Source organism: Thermoactinospora rubra (assembly GCF_002093975.1).
Lineage (GTDB): Bacteria > Actinomycetota > Actinomycetes > Streptosporangiales > Streptosporangiaceae > Nonomuraea > Nonomuraea rubra_A.
The window spans coordinates 1-18,885 of sequence record NZ_KZ084325.1; the positions used below are offsets into that span (position 1 = coordinate 1).

Annotated in this window: 18 protein-coding genes and 1 pseudogene; 8 read left to right on the top strand and 11 right to left on the bottom strand. The window is 73.2% G+C overall.

Features of this window, described 5'->3' with window-relative positions:
- Nucleotides 1-134: 134 nt before the first annotated feature.
- From BSB02_RS02550 to BSB02_RS02560, 3 genes are read right to left on the bottom strand one after another with little or no spacing between them, the layout of a single operon-like run.
- The gene (locus BSB02_RS02550; RefSeq protein WP_240506125.1) at nucleotides 135-764 is read right to left on the bottom strand and encodes a zinc-binding dehydrogenase; all 630 of its coding nucleotides are present in this window, start codon (nucleotides 762-764) and stop codon (nucleotides 135-137) included.
- Nucleotides 758-1,186: a hypothetical protein gene (locus BSB02_RS02555; protein WP_084956320.1), complete on the bottom strand. Its 429-nt coding sequence runs from the start codon at nucleotides 1,184-1,186 to the stop codon at nucleotides 758-760. Before BSB02_RS02555 ends, BSB02_RS02550 begins: the two co-directional genes overlap by 7 nt.
- A gap of 55 nt (nucleotides 1,187-1,241) precedes the next feature.
- Nucleotides 1,242-3,266 (bottom strand): WD40 repeat domain-containing serine/threonine protein kinase, encoded by a 2,025-nt coding sequence (locus BSB02_RS02560; RefSeq protein ID WP_084956324.1) that lies wholly within the window; start codon nucleotides 3,264-3,266, stop codon nucleotides 1,242-1,244.
- Nucleotides 3,267-3,488: 222 nt separating this feature from the next.
- Here BSB02_RS02560 and BSB02_RS02565 point away from each other — a divergent pair, with 222 nt between their 5' ends.
- The gene (locus BSB02_RS02565; RefSeq protein ID WP_084956326.1) at nucleotides 3,489-4,295 is read left to right on the top strand and encodes a serine/threonine-protein kinase; all 807 of its coding nucleotides are present in this window, start codon (nucleotides 3,489-3,491) and stop codon (nucleotides 4,293-4,295) included.
- A gap of 92 nt (nucleotides 4,296-4,387) precedes the next feature.
- On the opposite strand, the gene BSB02_RS02570 is transcribed toward BSB02_RS02565, so the two are convergent.
- A complete protein-coding gene (locus BSB02_RS02570; RefSeq protein ID WP_084956329.1) occupies nucleotides 4,388-5,128 on the bottom strand; it encodes a lysophospholipid acyltransferase family protein in 741 nt (246 codons plus the stop codon).
- Nucleotides 5,129-5,194: 66 nt separating this feature from the next.
- Between BSB02_RS02570 and dhaK the strand changes: the two genes are divergently transcribed.
- The 4 genes from dhaK to BSB02_RS02590 all read left to right on the top strand — a co-directional run bounded on the left by dhaK (nucleotide 5,195) and on the right by BSB02_RS02590 (nucleotide 7,752).
- Nucleotides 5,195-6,184, top strand: a complete 990-nt coding sequence (dhaK, locus tag BSB02_RS02575; RefSeq protein ID WP_084956332.1) for a dihydroxyacetone kinase subunit DhaK — start codon at nucleotides 5,195-5,197, stop codon at nucleotides 6,182-6,184.
- Complete coding sequence (gene dhaL / locus BSB02_RS02580; protein WP_084956930.1) at nucleotides 6,184-6,804, top strand: dihydroxyacetone kinase subunit DhaL; 621 nt, start codon at nucleotides 6,184-6,186, stop codon at nucleotides 6,802-6,804. Before dhaK ends, dhaL begins: the two co-directional genes overlap by 1 nt.
- Nucleotides 6,798-7,172: a dihydroxyacetone kinase phosphoryl donor subunit DhaM gene (gene dhaM, locus BSB02_RS02585; protein ID WP_084956335.1), complete on the top strand. Its 375-nt coding sequence runs from the start codon at nucleotides 6,798-6,800 to the stop codon at nucleotides 7,170-7,172. The genes dhaL and dhaM overlap by 7 nt, the downstream gene beginning before the upstream one ends.
- 154 nt (nucleotides 7,173-7,326) lie before the next feature.
- Nucleotides 7,327-7,752, top strand: coding sequence for an NUDIX hydrolase (locus BSB02_RS02590; protein WP_206184482.1), 426 nt, complete (start codon nucleotides 7,327-7,329; stop codon nucleotides 7,750-7,752).
- An 84-nt stretch (nucleotides 7,753-7,836) separates the two neighbouring features.
- Here the strand turns inward: BSB02_RS02590 and BSB02_RS43380 are convergent.
- Nucleotides 7,837-8,877, bottom strand: a pseudogene (locus BSB02_RS43380) (MFS transporter); the annotation flags it as partial.
- 141 nt (nucleotides 8,878-9,018) lie between these two features.
- Here BSB02_RS43380 and BSB02_RS02600 point away from each other — a divergent pair.
- Nucleotides 9,019-9,831 (top strand): glycerophosphodiester phosphodiesterase family protein, encoded by an 813-nt coding sequence (locus BSB02_RS02600; RefSeq protein WP_240506128.1) that lies wholly within the window; start codon nucleotides 9,019-9,021, stop codon nucleotides 9,829-9,831.
- A 106-nt stretch (nucleotides 9,832-9,937) separates the two neighbouring features.
- Here BSB02_RS02600 and BSB02_RS02605 read toward each other — a convergent pair whose 3' ends face one another.
- Complete coding sequence (locus BSB02_RS02605; RefSeq protein ID WP_084956341.1) at nucleotides 9,938-11,623, bottom strand: thiamine pyrophosphate-binding protein; 1,686 nt, start codon at nucleotides 11,621-11,623, stop codon at nucleotides 9,938-9,940.
- Nucleotides 11,620-12,381 carry a cyclase family protein gene (locus BSB02_RS02610; RefSeq protein ID WP_084956344.1) on the bottom strand — a complete coding sequence of 254 codons (762 nt, stop codon included), beginning with the start codon at nucleotides 12,379-12,381 and terminating at the stop codon, nucleotides 11,620-11,622. Before BSB02_RS02610 ends, BSB02_RS02605 begins: the two co-directional genes overlap by 4 nt.
- A gap of 114 nt (nucleotides 12,382-12,495) precedes the next feature.
- On the opposite strand from BSB02_RS02610, the gene BSB02_RS02615 reads away from it, so the two are divergent.
- Nucleotides 12,496-13,002: a PIG-L family deacetylase gene (locus BSB02_RS02615; protein ID WP_084956346.1), complete on the top strand. Its 507-nt coding sequence runs from the start codon at nucleotides 12,496-12,498 to the stop codon at nucleotides 13,000-13,002.
- Nucleotides 13,003-13,121: 119 nt separating this feature from the next.
- On the opposite strand, the gene BSB02_RS02620 is transcribed toward BSB02_RS02615, so the two are convergent.
- The 4 genes from BSB02_RS02620 to BSB02_RS02635 all read right to left on the bottom strand — a co-directional run bounded on the left by BSB02_RS02620 (nucleotide 13,122) and on the right by BSB02_RS02635 (nucleotide 17,313).
- The gene (locus BSB02_RS02620) at nucleotides 13,122-14,054 is read right to left on the bottom strand and encodes a hypothetical protein (RefSeq protein WP_084956350.1); all 933 of its coding nucleotides are present in this window, start codon (nucleotides 14,052-14,054) and stop codon (nucleotides 13,122-13,124) included.
- Between the two features lie 144 nt (nucleotides 14,055-14,198).
- Nucleotides 14,199-15,497, bottom strand: a complete 1,299-nt coding sequence (locus BSB02_RS02625; protein ID WP_084956353.1) for an MFS transporter — start codon at nucleotides 15,495-15,497, stop codon at nucleotides 14,199-14,201.
- Nucleotides 15,498-16,222: 725 nt separating this feature from the next.
- Nucleotides 16,223-16,888, bottom strand: a complete 666-nt coding sequence (locus BSB02_RS02630) for a hypothetical protein (RefSeq protein WP_084956356.1) — start codon at nucleotides 16,886-16,888, stop codon at nucleotides 16,223-16,225.
- On the bottom strand, nucleotides 16,885-17,313 hold the full coding sequence (locus BSB02_RS02635; RefSeq protein ID WP_084956359.1) for a CBS domain-containing protein: 429 nt from the start codon (nucleotides 17,311-17,313) through the stop codon (nucleotides 16,885-16,887). Before BSB02_RS02635 ends, BSB02_RS02630 begins: the two co-directional genes overlap by 4 nt.
- 164 nt (nucleotides 17,314-17,477) lie before the next feature.
- Between BSB02_RS02635 and BSB02_RS02640 the strand changes: the two genes are divergently transcribed.
- Nucleotides 17,478-18,875 (top strand): aminopeptidase P family protein, encoded by a 1,398-nt coding sequence (locus BSB02_RS02640; RefSeq protein ID WP_084956362.1) that lies wholly within the window; start codon nucleotides 17,478-17,480, stop codon nucleotides 18,873-18,875.
- The last annotated feature ends 10 nt before the right edge of the window (nucleotides 18,876-18,885 follow it).

Sequence of the window (18,885 nt, forward strand, 5' to 3'; positions counted from 1 at the left end):
GCTGGAGGGCGGCGCCGGGCGGCCGCCGCGGGAGGTGCGGGCCGACTACCGGCTGGTGGTCCGCGAAAGCACCGTCGGCCGCCAAGGCGCCCAGGCGGAGTCCCCGGCCCGGTGAACGGCCGGGCCGCCGGGGCTCACACGGTGACGACGACCTTGCCCGTGGCATGCCCGCCCGCCACGACGCGGACGGCGTCGGCCGCCCCGGCGAGCGGGTAGGCCGCGCCGACCACCCAGCGCCCGCCGTTCTCGCCGCCGGCGAGGACCAGGGTGCCGCGGGGCGCGAGCACGCGGCGCAGGCGCGACAGCGGCCGGCTGCCCGCGATGTCGAAGATGACGTCGTAGCGGCGTGGCTGCTCGGTGAAGTCCTCGCGGGTGTAGTCGATGACATGGTCCGCGCCGAGCGAGCGGACGAGGTCGGCCTTCCCGGGACCGCACACAGCGGTCACCTTTACATCGTAGATTTTCGCGAGCTGCACGGCGAACGTCCCCACCCCGCCGCCCGCCCCGGTGATGAGCACGTGCTGCCCGGCGAGGTCCATGCCGGGCACACGGACCCTGGGGGCGCGCAGGCCGAACCCCAGCCGCACCAGGTACGGCAGGCCGGTCAGGAGATGCACGACGCCCGCGTCGACGCCGCCCGCCTCGATGGCGATGACGGTCTGGCGGGTCACCCCGATGCGCTCGGCGAGCTCCGCCTGCGTCATCTCCCCGTGGGCGAAGCGCAGGGCCCTGATCGAGTTGGTGACCTTGGTCGGCTTCACCACGGCCAGAAGCCCTTGCGATAGGCGAAGATCTTGGCGATGGACCCGACGACCGCCGACAGGACGAAGGCCAGGTAGAGCGCGTTGGCGATCCAGAAGTGGGCGGCCCCGAGCATGGCCAGGACGAGCGCCGCGGCCGCCCCCAGGGCGACGAACGACTGCCCGGCGTGCTCGCCGAACCGGTTGATCTCCCGGTCGCGCCGGTCCTTCATCCCGGCCTCCCGACCCGTCGGCGCGGCGGCCCCGATCCCCAGCACGATGGCGGCGGCGATCGCCCCGCCGACGGTCCACAGCATCGGCGGCACGTAGGGGACCCCGGCCGGCGGCGTCGTCCCGGCCCGGCCCAGGATCAGGGCCACGTAGGCGGCGTGGGCGACGGCCGAGACCACGGCCATGATCCACGCGCGCATCTCTTCGAAGGGCATGCCGGCAATGCAAAACAGACACGACACCGTGTCTGGTTTTCTTTACATCGCCTCCTCAGCCGGCTGCCAGGCTCCACACGACGAGCGCGCCCGAGCGGTGCGAGACGGCGACCGGCAGGCCGTCCAGCCGCCCGATCGCCACGGCCGTGTCGGCGGCGCCCTCGAACGGGCCGACGAGCGTGCCCTCCTTCAGGTCCCAGGCCCGCAGCCGGTCGTCGGCGCTGTGGGCGACCACCGCCAGGGTCCTGCCGTCGATCCGGGCGGCCGCCAGGTCGTGCACGCCGCGGTCGTCGGGGCTGGCCGCCGAGAACCGCCACTTGCCCAGCCGCCTTCCGCTGCCCGGATCCCAGGTGCGCAGCGTCGCGTCGAGGTGGGTGGAGACCAGGATCGCCCGGCCGTCCAGCTCGGCCGTGGTCAGCTTCTCGATGCCGCCGATCTCGCCCGTGGTGAACTGCTTGCGCAGCTTGCCGGTGGCCGGATCCCACGCGCGCACCGTGTTGCGGCCGTCGCCGGTGAACAGTCGGTCCGGGCCGAAGGCCAGCGCGTCGACGCCCTGCCAGTGGCTGTCGTCGTCGCGGAGGATCCGCCTGCCGGTGCGGATGTCGTGCAGGGAGATCTTGCCGCGCAGGTCGTTGAGGTAGTCGTAGTCCTGGGCCAGGGCGAGGGCGCCGGCGGGCCCGACCGACACCCCGATGACGGCGAAGCCGGTCTGGTGGCGGGCCAGCTCGGCGCCGGTGCGCAGGTCCCGCAGCCGCATGTGGCCGTCGTGGTTGCCGTAGGCGAGGACCGGCACGCCGTCGAGCGTCCCGGCGGCGACGACGCCGGGGGACGCGGACTCGGTGTGCTTGTGAAGCTGCTCGCCGGTCTTCAGGTCCCACACGCCCACCCGGCCGCTGTCGTGAGCGGTCACGGCCAGCGTCCGGCCGTCGAGCTCGGTCAGGGCCAGGTCGGTGAGCTTGCCGCCCGCCTGCCCGAGGGGGATCGGCTCGCGGGCCCGCGTGCCGAAGGGCGCCGCGGGTCCCTGCGAGCGCGCGGTGGGGCTCGGCGTGGTCGCCGTGGGCGTCGCCGCCGTCGGGGTGGGCGTGGGAGTGGGGGTGGCCCGGCGCTCGCCGGGGAGGACCTGCAGGACGGCCACCGGGACGGCGACGGCCGCCGCCAGCCCTCCGCCGATCAGCAGCGCGCGGCGCGAGACCTTCCCTATTCCCTGGGGCTGCGTGGACGCCGGATCCTCCTGGCGCGGCGGCGCGGGAGGCGGCGGCGCGTGGTCGCGGTGGCCGCCGAAGGCCTCGCGGATCTGCCCGATGGCGGGCCGGGCCGCGGGGTCCTTGGCCAGGCACGCGCGCAGCAGACCCTCCAGGACGGGCGGGACGCCGCTCAGGTCCGGCTCGCGGTACAGGATCGCGTGCAGTACGGCCGGTACGGCCGAGCCGCCGAAGGCGGGATGGCCGGTCGCGGCGTAGACCATCGTGCAGGCCCAGCTGAACACGTCCGAGGCGGGCCCCACGGGGTGTCCCGCGATCTGCTCGGGCGACATGTACTGGGGCGTCCCCATCGTGCCCGTCGTCATGGCCGTCTGGTCCAGGTCGCGGGCGATGCCGAAGTCGATGACCACGGGCCCCTCGGCGGTCATCAGCACGTTGGCCGGCTTGAAGTCGCGGTGCACGATCCCGGCGCGGTGGATCGCCTCCAGCGCGGCGAGGGTCGCCACCGCCAGCCGGTCCAGGGAGCTGCCCGCGCGCGGTCCCTCCTGCCGGACCAGGGCCTGCAGCGTGACGCCGGAGACGTACTCGCTGACGATGTACGGCCGGCCGTCGGCGGTGACGCCCGCCTCCAGGACGCTCGCCGTACAGAAGGGGGCCACGCGGCGGGCGGCCTCGGCCTCGCGCAGAAAGCGCCGGTGGGCGTCGGTGTCGCCGATCAGGCGCGCGTGCAGGACCTTGACGACCACCGCGCGGCCGTCGGGGGCCTCGCCGCGGTAGACGACTCCCTGCCCGCCTTCCCCGAGCGAGCCGAGCAGGCGGTAGGAGCCCACCGAGGACGGCTCGCCCTGGCGTAAGGGTCTGAGGTGGGGGGCGGTCACCCGACGAGGGTAGCCGACGCCTCCGGCGCCGGAGCGGACGGCCGCACGGGGCGGGGCGAGGCGACGGCGGCGTGCGCGATCTCCGTGGCGTACGTCTCATGCGCCTTGATTTCCGGCCCGCTGACCTGGTCCCCCATACTTCCGGAGATATCCAGATCACGTTAGGTGCCTCTTTCACCCCGATCTAGTGACATGATTACGATCGAGCGACGAGGGGATGGTATGCGGCAGATCGGCGGACGGTACCTCCTGCACGAGGTGGCCGGTCGTGGGGGGATGGGCATTGTCTGGCGGGCGTTCGACCAGCTGCTCCACCGCGAGGTGGCGCTCAAGGAGCTGACGCTGTCGGGAGAGGTATCCTCCGTGCGCCGGCGGGTGCTCAGGGAGGCCAGGATGGCCGCCGGGCTGAGCCACCCCAACATCGTCACCGTGCACGACCTCATCGAGGAGGGCGGCCGGCTCTGGATCGTCATGGAGTACCTTGAGGGCCTGTCGCTGCACGAGCTGCTGTCCCAGGTCGGCACGCTGCCCGCCCAGTCCGTCGCGGCGATCGGACGGCACCTGCTGGCCGCGCTGCGGCACGCCCACGACTCCAGCGTGCTGCACCGCGACGTCAAGCCCGCCAACGTCATGCTCACCGGCGACCGCGTGGTGCTCACCGACTTCGGCATCGCCACCGCCGACACCGGCGCGCGCGGGGGCACCTCTCGTGGACTGCGGGGCACGCCCGCCTTCATGGCGCCCGAACGCCTCCACGGCGGGGCGGCGACCAAGGAGGCGGACATGTGGTCGTTCGGCGCGACGCTCTACAGCGCGGTCGAGGGGCAGCCGCCGTACCCGGGCAAGGACGCGCCCACGGTGGTGGCCATGGTGCACAACGGCGGGTACCCGCCGCCGCGCCGCGCGGGCGCGCTGCGCCCGGTCATCGAGGGGCTGCTGCGCCACGACCCGGCCCGCCGCCTCACCCCCGACCAGGCCGCCGCGCTGCTGGCCGACCTGCGGTCGAGCCGCTACCAGGCCGCGATCTAGAGGTTCGTTTCTTCTCTCCAGGCGCCGACCGCCCGCCGTACCCCACCTCCCCGCCGACGCGGGCTCGGAAAGGGAGGGGCAGGAAGGGGAGGTTACCTGGCGCGGCGGCGGGTCTCTTCGGCGTCCAGGGCCGCGGCCTGCTCGGGCGTCGGCGCCGAGCCGCCGAGGTGGGCGGGGAGCCACCACGCTCCCGGCTCGTGGTCGGGGTAGGTGCGCTGGGCCCGGTCGACGAGATCGGTCATGCGGGCGCGCAGCTCGGCGGTCAGCTCGGCCACGTCGCCGCCGGGCGGGGGCCGCATGGGCTCCCCCACGAGGATCGTGATCGGCACGCGCCGCAGGCCCAGCCGCCGCGGCCGGCCCTTGGTCCACAGCCGCTGCGTGCCCCACAGCGCCACCGGCACCAGCGGCACGCCGGCCTCCTGCGCCATCCGCACCGCGCCGTTCTTGATGTCCTTGACCGTGAACGAGCGGCTGATCGTGGCCTCGGCGAACACCCCGACCACCTCGCCGGCGCGCAGCATCCGCAGCGCCGTCTCGTACGACTCCGCGCCCGCCGCCCGATCGACGGGGATGTGCCGCATGCCCCGCATGAGCGGTCCGGACACCGGGTGCTCGAAGACCTGCTTCTTGGCCATGAACCGCACCCGGCGCCCCGCGGGGTGGGCGGCGTACCCGGCGAAGATGAAGTCGAGGTAGCTGATGTGGTTGCTGACCAGCACCGCGCCGCCGCGGGCGGGCACGTGCCCGGTCCCCTCCATCCGGAAGCGGTAGTCCATCACGCGGAAGACAGCCCTCGCCGCGGCGATCACGGGCGGGTACACGAGCTCGGCCATGTACTGAAGAGTAACCTACGCATCCGTAACCTTGCGACGCCGCCTCCGCGGGTAGACGTTAGGGACATGAAGAAGCTCATCAACGCGGCCGACGCCGTGGTCGAGGACGCGCTCCACGGCATGGCGGCGGCACACCACGGCCTGCGCGTGGACGTGGGGAACCGGATCGTGTACCGCGCCTCCCCCTCGCCGGGCAAGGTGGCGCTGGTCTCCGGCGGCGGTTCCGGGCACGAGCCGCTGCACGCGGGCTTCGTCGGGTACGGCATGCTCGACGCGGCCTGCCCGGGCGAGATCTTCACCTCGCCGGTCCCCGACCAGATCGCCCAGGCGACGACGGCCGTGGACACCGGCGCCGGAGTGCTGCACGTCGTCAAGAACTACACCGGCGACGTGCTGAACTTCGAGATGGCCGCGGAGCTCGCCGCCGAGGAGGGCGTGCGGGTGGCCACCGTGCTGGTCGACGACGACGTGGCGGTGGAGGACTCCCTCTACACCGCCGGCCGGCGCGGCACGGGCGCCACCGTCTTCGTGGAGAAGATGGCCGGCGCGGCGGCCGAGGCGGGCGCGCCGCTGGCCGAGGTGGCCGCCGTGGCCAAGCTGGCGAACGCGCGCAGCCGCTCCTTCGGCATCGCCCTGACCTCCTGCACCACGCCCGCCGCCGGCAAGCCCACCTTCGACCTGCCCGAGGACCAGGTCGAGCTGGGCATCGGCATCCACGGCGAGCCGGGGCGCTCCCGGGTCCCGCTGGCCACCGCGCGCGAGCTGGTGGCGCTCGCGCTGGAGGCCATCCACGCCGACCTGCCCCTGAGCGGCGACCTGCTCGTCATGGTCAACGGCATGGGCGGCACGCCGCTGGCCGAGCTCTACGTCGCCTTCGCCGAGGTCGCCGCCCAACTGCGCGGCAGGGACGCCTTCATCACCCGCTCGCTGGTCGGCAACTACGTCACCAGCCTGGACATGCAGGGCTTCTCCGTCACCGTCTGCCGCCTGAACGACGAGCTGACCCGCCTGTGGGACGCGCCCGTCCAGACGCCCGCCCTGCGCTGGGGCCGCTGATGGACGCCGCGCTGGCCCGCGCCTGGCTGGAGGAGACCGCCCGCGTGGTGGCCGCCGAGCGGGACCGGCTCACCGCCCTGGACGCCGCCATCGGCGACGCCGACCACGGCACGAACCTGGACCGCGGCTTCTCCGAGGTACGGCGCGCGATGACCGGCTCCTCCCCCGGCGAGCTGCTCGTCTCGGCCGGGTCGGCGCTGATCCGCAAGGTCGGCGGCGCCTCAGGCCCGCTGTACGGCTCGGCGTTCCGCTCCCTCGGCAAGGCGCTCGACGCGGAGCGGGACGTCACGCTGGAGGCCTTTGCGGCGGCCTTCGAGGCCGCGGTGTCGGCCGTCGAACGGCTCGGCAGGGCCGCCGAGGGCGACAAGACCATGGTCGACGCGCTGCGCCCGGCGGCCAGGGCCCTGGCGCGTGCCGTCCGGGACGGCCTCGAGCCCCGGGAGGCGCTCGACCAGGCGGCGCGGGCGGCGGAGGAGGGCGCGAAGGCCACGATCCCGCTGACGGCCCGCAAGGGCCGGGCCAGCTACCTCGGCGAGCGCAGCGCCGGGCACGAGGACCCCGGCGCGGTCTCGGCGGCGCTGATCGTCCGCGCGCTGCACACGGTGGCGACGCGGTGGTAGGCCTCGTCCTCGTCTCCCACAGCCCGGGGCTGGCCGCCGAGGCCGTCGCGCTCGCGCGGAGCATCGCGGGCGCCCAGGTGCCCCTCGCCGCCGCGGGCGGCGCCGACGACGGCGGTCTCGGCACGAGCGTGGACCGCATCGCCGCCGCCATCGCGGCGGTGGACCAGGGCGACGGCGTGCTGCTCATCCCCGACCTCGGCAGCTCGGTGCTCACCGCCCGGCTGCTGGCCGAACCCGGGAAGGTCGTGCTGGCGGACGTGCCGTTCGTGGAGGGCGCGATCGCGGCGGCGGTGACGGCCGGATGCGGCGCCTCCCTGGAGGAGGTGCTGGCCGCCGCTCAGGAGTCGCGGACCTTCCGGAAAGCGTGACATCGCTTATCCGCTCAAGGGACTCCTGCTTCTTGTATCGCGACGGAAAGGCAAGACTGCCTTTTCTTCCAGTGGACCGCGCGGTCACCCCCGATCCCGGGCAGGATGGCCCGCGCAGGGGTCGCCGTGCTTCCGGCATGGGAAGCTGGTCCGCGTGGCGTCTGACCGTGTGATGCATGTGGTGGCGGTGGCGGCCGTCCAGCGCGGGCGGCTGCTCGTCGTGAGCAAGAAGGCCGCGCCGGAGGTGTTCTACCTGCCGGGAGGGAAACCGGAAACCGGCGAGAGCCCGGAGGAGACCCTGGCGCGCGAGTTGCGGGAGGAACTCGGCGTCGCACCGCTGGAGACGAGCCTGCTCGGCGAGGTGGAGGACATGGCGGCGCTCGAGCGCGTGCCCATGCGCATGACCGTCTTCACGGCCCGGCTGGCCGGGTCCCCGAAGCCCGCCGCCGAGCTGGCCGCCCTCGCGTGGACCGACGGCTGTGACGGCTATGTGCCGCGCCTGGCTCCGGCGGTTCGCAACCATGTGGTTCCCCTTCTCCTCCAGAGGGGGGCTCTCGGCCGCCGGGGATCTATCGGCTGAACGCGGCGGAGCGGATGCCACGCCGTACCAGAGCGGGCAGGCACAGCGCCGTGCCGCAGGCCCGATCCACACCGCGGCCGACAGTCCGGCCAGCGCCGTGACGCCCGCCGCGAGCAGGGCGCCCACGGACACGGCGCCCCACAGCAGGAAGCGGTGGACCGAGCCGACCCTGCCGAGCAGCTCGGCGGGGGCGGCGGTCTGGCGCAGCGTCAGCGCGGTGGGGGTGAACGCGCCCTCGCCCACGCAGTGGGCGATGCTCCCGGCGACCAGCCCGGCCGCGCCCACCAGCGCGCCCAGGACCGGCATGGACAGGATGCCCGCCACCGACACCGCCGCGGCGCCCACCAGCGTGCGCGGCGCGCCGTACCTCTTCACCAGCCGCGCCGAGGCCAGGTTCCCGATCGGGTAGCCCACCGCAGCCGCGCCCAGCACGACGCCGATCCACTGCGGCGACAGGCCGAGCACCTCACGGCAGTACAGCACCAGGCTCGTCTCCACCATCGACAGGAACAGCACGTAGGTGGTGCCGCAGGTGATGATCGGCTCGAGCAGGCGGTGCCGCGCCACGAAACGCAGGCCCGTCGCGATGTCCCTGCGCAGCCGGCCGCGCTCGCGGGCGGCCGCCTGCCGTACCGGCTCCCTGTGCCTGATCAGCGCCAGGGACAGCACGGAGGCGGCGAAGCCGGCGACGTTGGCGGCGACGGCTCCGGCCACGCCCAGCGCGTGGATGACGGGGCCCGCCGCCATCGGGCCCACGGCGTTGGCGACCGACTCCGACAGCGACAGGCGGGTGTTGCCGGTGTGCAGCCGCTCGGGCTCGGCGATGAGGCTGGGCAGGTAGGGCGTGGCAGCCGGTCGACGATGGCCCCGGCGGGCAGGCCGAGCGGCAGGAAGGGAAGGAACAGCGCGAAGGGCAGTAGCGCGGCCTGGGCCGGGGACACGCCGAGCGTGGTCACGGCGAGCAGCGGCAGCGCGAGCTTCATGAACTGGGCGCCGAAGAGGGACAGAGGGACAGCGACTGGCCGGCCCACAGCAGGCCGAAGTCACGACGGACGCTGTCGGGACGGCCAGTATCGGGACGGCCGGTATCGGAACGGAGGACCACGACTGTGAAGCCTGCTCCACCGGGGGGAGGGCGGGCTGGCGGGATTCGGACCCTGCGGCCCACGGCCGTGACGCCCCGATGTTGATCGTTGCCGCCGTGCCCCCTAGCCTGCCTCGTGCGGATCATCGCTTCTGGCCGGTCATCACGGAGGGGGTCAGCGTATGAGGGGCAAGGCCATGCTCGCGGTGTCGATGGCGACCTTGACGGCCGCCGGGCTGGCGACAGCCCCGCCCGCCGCCGCCTCGGGCGTGACGGCCGGGGCGGCCCGCCTGCCCGCCTGCCCGCTGGTCTTCGGGCACGGCGGCTATCCCATGGGCGCCGACGCCTGGGCCAAGGACCAGGTACGCCAGCCCAACAACCCGCGAGCGGTGAACGACCAGAAGGCCTGGGGCGCCCAGGGGGTGGAAGGCGACGTCCAGCTGACCAAGCACGGGACCAAGGCGGTGATGTGGCACAACACCTCCACCAACGGCCTGACGGGCGCCAAGCGGAACATCACCGGCATCTGGTGGGCGGCCGGGGCCGACAACCTGCGGGATCGCCGCATAGCGCGGGGCCCGTACCGGGGAGAGCGGGTCCACTCGTTGCGGCAGTGGCTGGATCACGTGAGGTCCCGGGGGCTGGCCGCGCTCCTGGAGATCAAGCCGGAGGCCCGGAGCGTGCTGTCCGACCCCGCGTACGCGGCGAGGGCCTGGAAGGAGATCTCGGACCCGATCAGGGAACGCCAGGGAGCACAGAAGATCATGGTTTACTCGCAGGACCCCTGGATCCAGGGCGAGCTCGCCAAGCGCCACCCCGCACTCCTCAAGGGATCGGCCGCGCGCTGGACCGACGGCGTGGCCTGGGACGAGCCCCCTCCCGCCTGGACCGGGAACACGCGCCAGTGGCAGGCCGTGCTGAACCAGGCGCCCAGGAGCGTCATGACCAACTACACCAAGGAGTACCGCGCCTGGCTGGCGGGCAAGTGCCGGTGATCAGCGGTTGGGCGTGGCCCGCCAGGATCGGCATCGTCCCGCCGGTGATCGCGATGGCCGTGACGGTGCCCGGCATGCCGCTCGCACGCGGGTGAGCGCCGAGGCGTCAGTGGCCCTTGAAGGCTTCCTCCAGCCACCACGATCCGTGGTCGCGCGTGACCTTGGCGTGGACGAGGAGCGGCCGGTCGCGGGGACCGCCGACCCAGTCCTCGACCGCCTTGAGGTGGTCGGGCGCCGTCACCGTGACCGCGGCGCAGCCGTACCCCCGGCCGATCTCCGCGAAGTCGGTCGGCGGGAAGGTGACGAGGTCGTGCGGCTCGCCGTGGAAGTGGTGGACCTCGGCGCCGTATCCCTCGTCGTCGTACACGACGATCACCATGGGCAGGCCCAGCCGTACGACGGTCTCGAGCTCGGAGATGCCCATCAGGGCGCCGCCGTCGCCGAGGGCGGCCACCGGGAGGCGGTCGGGGCGGGCCAGCGCGGCGCCGATGGCGGTGGACAGGCCCAGGCCGATGGACTGGAAGCCCTGGGTGAAGCAGAAACCCCGTTCGTCCGGGACATCCATAAACATAGCGGGATATCCCATGAAATTTCCGGAATCGGGGCACACCACGCGCTCCCCCGGCAGCAGATCGTCCAGCGCGATGGTCAACGTCCTGGGGTCGATGCGCCCGTCCCGGCTCTCGTCCTCATACGGCACGTCCCGCCATCGCACCTCACGCGCGATGCGCTCGGCCAGCTCCGGGCTGCGGTACCCCGGCCCCTGGTCCTCCTCCCCCAGCAGCCGCGCGTCCAGCAGCGCCTGGGCGGCGGCCGAGGCCACCGCCGCGGCATCTCCCACGATCCCGAGCGCGAGCGGCACGTGCGCCCCCAGCGCGGCCGGGTCCCGGTCCACCTGGACCACGCGGGCGTACGGCCCGAAGATCGTCCCGTGCCGCGTGGTCCACATGGTCAGCGAGCACCCCCACGCGACCACCAGGTCCGCCGTGGAGATCAGCGAGGCGGCCAGCGGCGAGGCGAACCCTCCGCAGACGTCCAGGTCCCACGGGCTGCCCCGGAACAGCCCCTTCGCCACCGCCGAGGTCGCCAGCAGCGCGCCGCGGGAGTCCGCGAGATCCTCCAGCTCCCGGCGGGCGTGCAACGCGCCGCGCCCCGCGACGAACACCGGCCGCCTGGCCCGCAGCAGCAGCCGCACCAGGTCGGCGACGGCCTCGGGACGGCCCGGCCCGCCCTCGTGGCGCGAGCGGGCGGCGGCCCGCGCGCTGTCGACGATGAGGTCCAGGAACTCCTGGCGGCTGCCGCCGTCCGGCGCCCGTTCGCGCTGCACGTCCAGCGGCAGGTTGAGCAGCACGGGCCGGCTCTCGTACCAGGCCGTGCGGTAGGCCTCGATGGTCTCCTCGACCGCGGTCTCGGCGCCGCCGACCCGCATGGGCACCGCGTCCACCGCCGCGGCGAGCCCGGCCTGGTCGATGTGGAAGTTCGAGCGCGGCTCGCGCGCCTCCCCGGCCAGGACGAGCAGCGGCGTACGGCTCTTGGCCGCCTCGGCGATGCCCGTCATGGCGTTGGTCAGGCCGGGCCCCTGGTGGACGGTGAGCACGCCGAGCCCTCCGGTCATCCGGGCGAAGGCGTCGGCCATGGTGGCGGCCCCGCCCTCGTGGCGGGCGGCGACGAACCGCACGCCGCCCGCGGCCATGCCGTTGGCCAGGTGGAAGTTGCCGCTGCCGACGACGCCGAAGGCCCGTTCGACGCCGAGGCGGGCCACGACGCGGCCCACGGCCTCCGCGACGTTCATCGGTCGACCAGGGCCAGCACCCGCACCGGGCTGCCCGACCCGCCCACGATCGGCAGCGGCGGCGCGATCACCACGGCCCCGGTGGCCGGCAGGCGGTCGAGGTTGCGCAGCTGGGTCAGGCCGTACTTGTCGTGCCCGAGCAGGAAGGAGTGGCAGGGGAAGGGCGGGTCGAAGGAATGCGCGGCCCCGGCGTCGGTGCCGACGGTCTCCACGCCCACGCCCAGGATCGGCGTCTCGGCGGCCAGCCATTGGGCGCACTCGACCGAGATGCCCGGCGAGTGGCCCTCGTTGAGGAACGTCTCGGCGTCCTCGGCGCGGGCGTCCCATCCCGTCCGGTACAGCAGCCAGCCGCCCTCCGGCAGCGGCCCGTTGGCGCGCTCCCAGGCCTTGACGTGGTCGATCTGGAGCAGGAAGTCGGGGTCCTTCCCGGCCTCGGCGGCGAAGTCCAGCACGACTGCGGGCGCGATGAGCCGCGCGGGCGGCACCCGCGAGACGTCGTCGCCGTCGCGGCCGGTCACCCAGTGGATCGGCGCGTCGAAATGCGTCCCCGTGTGCTCGCCCGTGTGGATGTCGTTCCAGTACCAGGCGGGCCCCCGCTCGTCGTAGTGGCTGATCTCCTCCAGCCGGAACGGGATCGTGTTCCCGAACGGCTCGGGCAGCCGCAGGATCGGCGTCTTGTCCGACAGGGGCGCGGTGAGGTCGACGATCTCGACCGTGCCGCTTCGCAGGCTCTCGACCAGGCTTCGCAGGACCGACATGGCTGCATCCTCCTCTTCGCGTACGGCCGGCGCCAGAGGCCGCGCGAATCCGTCTCCGATCAGCCTCGCGGGGGCTACGATGGCGGCCGGCGATCTTCGAGGAGGCCGGCCCCGATGGACTTGCGGCTGCTGTGCGTCCACGCGCATCCGGACGACGAGGCGATCTGGACGGGCGGGACGCTGGCCAGGTACGCCGACGAGGGCGCCGCGACCGCCGTCGTCACGTGCAGCTGGGCAGAGGGCACCCGTCGTGCCGAGGAGCTGCGGCACTCCCTGGACATCCTCGGCGCGGGCGAGCCGCGGCTGCTCGGCTACGCCGACGCCCGCAAGCCCGAGTCCGCTCCCGGCAACCCGCGCTTGCTGGACGTGCCGCTCGACGAGGCGGTGGGACGGGTGGTCGAGCACATCAGGCAGTTCAGGCCCGACGTCGTGCTGACCTATGACGGCTACGGCTCCTACGGGCATCCGGACCACGTGCACGTGCACCGGGTAACCATGGCCGCGGTCGAGGCGGCCGGATACGACCAGCTCTACCGGGACGCGGGCGCCCCCTGGCGGCCGCGCGCAAGTGGGCGGCCATGCACGCACACGAGTCCGAGGTCGGCCGCGGCGCGTCGATGACCTTGCTCACCGCGCTGCCGGAGCCGGCCCGTGCCCAGATGCCGGCGAACGAGTGGTACCGGCGCGTCGCCTGCACCGGCCCCCTGGAGAGCGCCCTTTCCTGGGTTGACCCCGGGTACTCAGGACCGGCGTGGATCCCAGTGCGAGTACTGCTGGGCCGTATTGAGGTCCGTTCCGCGCAAGGCGGGCAGACCGCTGGAGGCGTCCAGCACCACCCGGTCGCCCAGAGCATCGGCGAGCTTCACGCGGATCCGGTCGATGTGCAGCATGTCGTTGCAGACCTGGACGTCGGCCTCCCACCGTACGTCCACGTCGACGACCACCACGCGCGGGGTCTCATGGACCCGCGCGCCGTACGTCTTGTCGCACGTGCCGTGCCCGTAGCGCAGGTCCAGCCCGTCCGGCGCGACCGTCTCGTAGGTGAACACCTCCTGGAACTCTCCCCGCCTGGCCCGCGGTGGCGCGCCCATCGCCGCCGGGTCCACGGCGACCCGCCGGAACGGCTCCGGCACGCCCTTCACGGTGAACTCCCACGTGGGCACCCGGACCTGCCCCCGGCTGGTGGGCACCGTCGCCTCGCCCATCGCGGCGCCGATCACGCGCAGCGGCCGGCACCCCTTGGCCGGGCACTCCTCGTCCACGAAGTCGTTGGGCTTGCTCAGCCGGGCGAAGGCGGTCTTGGCCGACAGGATCGGCATGGTCAGCGTGGACCCGTCGTCCCAGCGCAACCGGACCGGGGCGGGCCGCTCGGAGGGCAGGTCCGCCTCCACCTTCCAGACGCTGTTGAGCTCGCTGACCCCCACCCAGTCCGGCATCCGCCCCCAGTCGACTTCCAGGTTCAGGTTCTGCAGCGGGATGAAGCCCTCACGCCACGCCCGCTCCTCCCTCGAGCCCTCCCAGCGCTCGGCGACCTCCCTGGCGCGGGCGGTGAAGCCGTCGGGGGTCGTGGTGGCCGGGGCCGGCCCCGAGTCCGGTCTCGAGGCCGGCACGGACCCGCAGGCCGGCACCGCCATCAGCGCCGCCGCGACCGCCCCGGCGAGAAAGATCCGCATGCCAGGAAGACGTCCCGCCGGTCGCCACGGTTCGCCGGTCGCCGAGCTTCGCGGCTCACCGAGCTTCGCGGCTCACCGAGCTTCGCGGCTCACCGAGCTTCGCCGAGGCCGAGGCCGAGGCCTATGCCGGTACGGCGGGCGCCGTCAGGCGCTCGGCTGGCGGCTGAGCCCCAGATCGGTGCCCTTGGGCTCCTTGACGGCCGAGACGGCGGCCAAGGAGATCACGCACAGCACCATGATGTAGGCGCCGACGGACAGGGCCGATCCCGTGCCCTGCACCAGTGCCTGGGCGATGGTGGGTGCGAAGGCTCCGCCCAGGATGGCGCCGAGCGCGTAGCCGATGGCCGCGCCGGAGTAGCGCACCGAGGGAGGGAACATCTCGGCGTACATGGCCGACATGGGCCCGTAGGACAGGCCCAGGCCGACGGCCAGGACAAGGATCGCCGCGGTGAAGAGCCAGATGTTGCGGGTCTCCATCAGCAGGAAGAGCGGGATCATCCACACGAACATGAGGGCGTAGCCGATCTGGAAGGTGCGCACGCGGCCGATCCGGTCCGACAGCGCCCCGCCGTACATGGTGAAGACCAGCCAGCTCACCGATCCGGCGACGGTGGCGAGCAGGACGGATGGCCTGTCCAGGCCCAGCGTGGTGGTGCCGTAGCTGATGAAGTAGGCGATGAGGAGGTAGCCCGCCGCGTTGTTGGCCACGAAGATCAATGCGGTGAGCATCACGTTCTTGGTGTCGCTGCGGAACAGGTCGCGCAGCGGCGCGGAGGAGGTGCGGGTGCGCTCCTGCAGTTCCTTGAACACGGGGCTCTCCTCGACGGCCCGCCGTACCAGGTAGCCGATGACGATCAGGGTCAGGGAGAGCAGGAACGGCACCCGCCAGCCCCACGCCTGGAACTGCTCCGGCGTGGTCACCGTGCTCATGATCCACAGGACGCCGGTCGCCAGGATGAGACCGATCGGCACGCCGATCTGGGGGAAGGTGCCGAACCATCCCCGGCGGTCGCGTGGCGCGTGCTCCACCGCCAGCAGGGCGGCGCCGCCCCACTCGCCGCCCGCGGAGAAGCCCTGCAGGATGCGCAGGAGGATGAGGGCGATGGGCGCCGCCACGCCGATCTGCCCGTAGGTCGGCAGCAGGCCGATGAGCGTGGTGGCCATGCCCATGAGCAGCAGGGTCAGCACGAGCATGCGCTTGCGGCCCAGCCGGTCGCCGAACCGGCCGGCGATGATCGCGCCGAGCGGGCGGAACAGGAAGCTGATGCCGATCGTGGCCAGCGAGATGAGCGTCGCCAGGCCGGGGGCCTGCTCGTTCACCGGGGCCAGGAAGAGCGGCCCGAACACCAGACCCGCGGCCTGCGCGTAGATGAAGAAGTCGTACCACTCGATGGTGGTGCCGGCCAATGTGCTGGCGAGGACCTTACGATCTTCACGCGTCATGGATCGGGATTCACTCGTCACGCTGAACTCCGTTTCTCCCCTTGGCTCTCCCCCTGGGGGTCTGTGGCGCTCTCGGCCGGCTCGCAGGCCGGCACCTCGCGGAGGATGCCCAGCACGCAGGAGCTGGAGTCCACCACGATAGGCAGCCGGCCGCCGTCGCACCACTGCCCGCAGCCGGGGCGGCAGCCGCATCGAGCCGGCCAAGCCCAGACGGGAAACCCTCCGGGAAACCGGAGAACCTCAATTCCCTAGACGTAGGGGCCGCAGGCGCCCCACGTCGACTGGTCGGTGGCGCACGCCGCGGCGCTGTAGGGGGGAGGGGGCGTAGAGCTGGCCGAGCGCGGCCGGGGCCGGGCCGCGTGCTCCATGGGTCTCCCGCGGCGCCCGGACCGGGTCCGGTGCCGCGCGCAGTATCGGCACCGGACCCGGACGCTCCCGCGGCCCGCACGGCTCCGCCGCGATGGACCAGGAGGACGGCCTCCAGGATCGCGCCTCGCCCAGGCCGGTCGCCGGCGCCGGGCGAGGTGTCGCGCCCGCCCGCCGTACCCGCCGCAGGAAACTCCGGCGGCCGGTGCGGGTTGCAGGAAGTATGACGACAGGGGGACGTGGCGGCCACCCCTCGCGGCAACACGCCGGCCGCCGAGAACGGCAGACATGCCTCACCCGCCGCAGCGGGACGCATGTTCATGCTCAGGAACCGGGTTTCGGGGCGTCTCCCGCACGGGTCACACGCGGACCCAGTCGGCGCAGCCGCCGGTCTGGAAGGCCTTGTCGGTGGGCTCGATGGTGACCGTGGCGGGACCGGTCGGCATGCCGGCGGCGATCACGCTGGAGGTGCTCACGTCCAGGCTGCTCAGCCGGGCCCAGTAGCAGGCGGGCTGCTGCGGCGCGGGGCCGGTGGTGCGGTAGGTGCCGGGCTGGATGTCGGTGCCGACGATCAGCAGGCGGTTGCCCGCTGCCGGCGATCCACCCGTCGGCAGTCCGCCCGTCGGCGCCGCTCCGGCCGGCTGCGTCTGCGTCGGGTACGGCGTGGCCGAGGGGACGGGCTGCTCGCCCGGAGCCGTGGAGGTGCCCGGAGGCACGGACGCCTGCGGCGTCCCGGAGGTCTGCGGAAACCCCGAGGCCTCCGGCGTTCCGGAGGCCTCCGGGGACAGCTCGATGGTCATGCCGGGCTCGGGCCCGGGCTGCGCGACCGGCTCCGCCAGCCCGAACCCGGCGAACATCCCGACGAGGAACCCCAGCACTCCCGTCAGGCCCGAGACCAGGACGAGGATCGTCGGGCTGGTGGGGGGCCGTGGGTGGTCAGGCGGGGGGCCGTAGGTCACGGGCACCAGCGTGCCATACGGCACCGACCCCAGCCGGTGGACGGGTAACGGCTCGGTGGGGTTCACCGGTGCAGGTAGTCCACCAGGGACGCCTTCTCGGTCTCCAGCTCCTCGATCGCGCTCTTGACCACGTCCCCGATGCTGACGATGCCCACCATCCGCCCGTTGTCGACCACCGGGACGTGCCTGATGCGGTGCTCGGTCATCGTACGGCGAAGCTCGTCGACGTTGACATTGGGCCCGCAGGTGCGCACCTGGGAGGTCATGATCTCCGACACCGGGCCATCGAGGACCTCCGCGCCCCTGTCGTGGAGCCTGCGCACCACGTCGCGCTCGGAGACGATCCCGTCGATCGACGCGCCGTCGGCGGAGACCACCACCGCGCCGATGTTGTGCTCGGCCAGCTTGGCGAGCAGTTCCTTGACCGTGGCGTCCGGGCGCACGGTTGTCACCTGGCTCCCCTTGGCACGCAAGATCGTTCCGATCAGCATGTGCACCTCCTCGGCGGCAGTCAGGAGGGACGTCCCTTCGATGACGGGGGACATCCCCTGTAGGCGCCCAGACTAAGCGCGCGGGCCCGCAAACACATAGAGTGCATCTCGGTGACGACCCCTTTAATATGTGAAATATCACTGTAAGAGGGATGGGATGGCGGATGACGGACAAGAAGCTGAACACCGGCAGCCACGACCTGCCGATCACCGAGGAGCTGGCCGCCTTCATGACCACGGGGTGGGCCGACACCGCGCGCAGCGACCTGGCTCCCCTGCCGATCGCGCCCTGGGCCGCCAAGCGCCGGGCCGCGCTGGCCGCCCGCTTCCCCGGCGAGCGCCTGGTCGTCCCCTCCGGCACGCTGAAGGTGCGCAGCAACGACTGCGACTACCGCTTCCGCCCGCACAGCGCCTTCTCCTACCTGACCGGGCACGGCGAGCCCGACGACGTGCTGGTGATCGAGCCCTCCGGCGAGGCCGTGCTGTACCTGCGGCCCCGCTCGCCCCGCTCGGAGGGGCAGGAGTTCTACCGCGACCGCCGCTACGGCGAGTTCTGGGTGGGCCGCCGCCCCGACCTGCGCGAGGCGCGTGACCTCTACCAGCTCGAGTGCGCCCACATCGACACCCTGGACCTGTCGGCCCCCGCCCGGGTGCTGCGCGGCGTGGACCCGTCGGTGGACGCGGCCGTCCCCGCCGGCGACGGCGACGCGGAGCTGGAGGCGTTCCTGTCGGAGATGCGGCTGGTCAAGGACGAGTGGGAGGTCGGGGAGCTGCAGTTCGCCGTCGACGCCACCGTGCGCGGCTTCGAGGACGTGGTGCGCGCCATCCCGGCGGCGCTGGAGCACGCCCGCGGCGAGCGCTACCTGGAGGGCGTCTTCGGCCTGCGCTCCCGCCTGGAGGGCAACGCCGTCGGCTACGAGAGCATCGTGGCCTCCGGCGCCCACGCCTGCGTGCTGCACTGGATCCGCAACGACGGCCGGCTGTCGCGCGGCGACCTCCTCCTGCTGGACGCCGGGGTCGAGACCGACACCCTCTACACCGCCGACATCACCCGCACGCTGCCGCTGTCCGGGACCTTCTCGCCGGTGCAGCGCCAGGTGTACTCGCTGGTGCACGAGGCGCAGAGCGCGGGGATCGCCGCGCTCAGGCCGGGCGCCCGCTTCCGCGACTTCCACCTGGCCGCCATGCGCGTCATCTGCCAGGGCCTGGTGGACTGGGGCCTGCTCCAGGGCTCGGTCGACTCGCTGATGGAGACCGGCCTGTACCGCCGCTACACGCTGTGCAGCAGCGGCCACATGCTCGGGCTGGACGTGCACGACTGCGCCAGGGCCCGGGCCGAGACCTACCTCGACGGCGTGCTGGAGGAGGGCCAGGTGCTCACCGTGGAGCCCGGCCTCTACCTCCAGCCGGACGACCTGACGCTGCCGGAGGAGTTCCGCGGGATCGGGGTCCGCATCGAGGACGACCTCGTCATCACGGCCGACGGAGCGCGCCTGATGTCGTCCGCCCTCCCCCGCGACCCCGACGGCGTCGAGCGCTGGATGGCCGGCCTGCTCGGCTGACCGCGCCGGC

Bases quoted from the DNA above. Each gene is read 5' to 3' on its own strand.
- BSB02_RS02555 (WP_084956320.1), bottom strand. From the start codon at position 1,186: ATGCCCTTCGAAGAGATGCGCGCGTGGATCATGGCCGTGGTCTCGGCC.
- BSB02_RS02565 (WP_084956326.1), top strand. From the start codon at position 3,489: ATGCGGCAGATCGGCGGACGGTACCTCCTGCACGAGGTGGCCGGTCGT.
- BSB02_RS02570 (WP_084956329.1), bottom strand. From the start codon at position 5,128: ATGGCCGAGCTCGTGTACCCGCCCGTGATCGCCGCGGCGAGGGCTGTC.
- dhaK (WP_084956332.1), top strand. From the start codon at position 5,195: ATGAAGAAGCTCATCAACGCGGCCGACGCCGTGGTCGAGGACGCGCTC.
- dhaL (WP_084956930.1), top strand. From the start codon at position 6,184: ATGGACGCCGCGCTGGCCCGCGCCTGGCTGGAGGAGACCGCCCGCGTG.
- BSB02_RS02600 (WP_240506128.1), top strand. From the start codon at position 9,019: ATGAGGGGCAAGGCCATGCTCGCGGTGTCGATGGCGACCTTGACGGCC.
- BSB02_RS02605 (WP_084956341.1), bottom strand. From the start codon at position 11,623: ATGAACGTCGCGGAGGCCGTGGGCCGCGTCGTGGCCCGCCTCGGCGTC.
- BSB02_RS02610 (WP_084956344.1), bottom strand. From the start codon at position 12,381: ATGTCGGTCCTGCGAAGCCTGGTCGAGAGCCTGCGAAGCGGCACGGTC.
- BSB02_RS02615 (WP_084956346.1), top strand. From the start codon at position 12,496: ATGGACTTGCGGCTGCTGTGCGTCCACGCGCATCCGGACGACGAGGCG.
- BSB02_RS02620 (WP_084956350.1), bottom strand. From the start codon at position 14,054: ATGCGGATCTTTCTCGCCGGGGCGGTCGCGGCGGCGCTGATGGCGGTG.
- BSB02_RS02625 (WP_084956353.1), bottom strand. From the start codon at position 15,497: ATGACGCGTGAAGATCGTAAGGTCCTCGCCAGCACATTGGCCGGCACC.
- BSB02_RS02635 (WP_084956359.1), bottom strand. From the start codon at position 17,313: ATGCTGATCGGAACGATCTTGCGTGCCAAGGGGAGCCAGGTGACAACC.
- BSB02_RS02640 (WP_084956362.1), top strand. From the start codon at position 17,478: ATGACGGACAAGAAGCTGAACACCGGCAGCCACGACCTGCCGATCACC.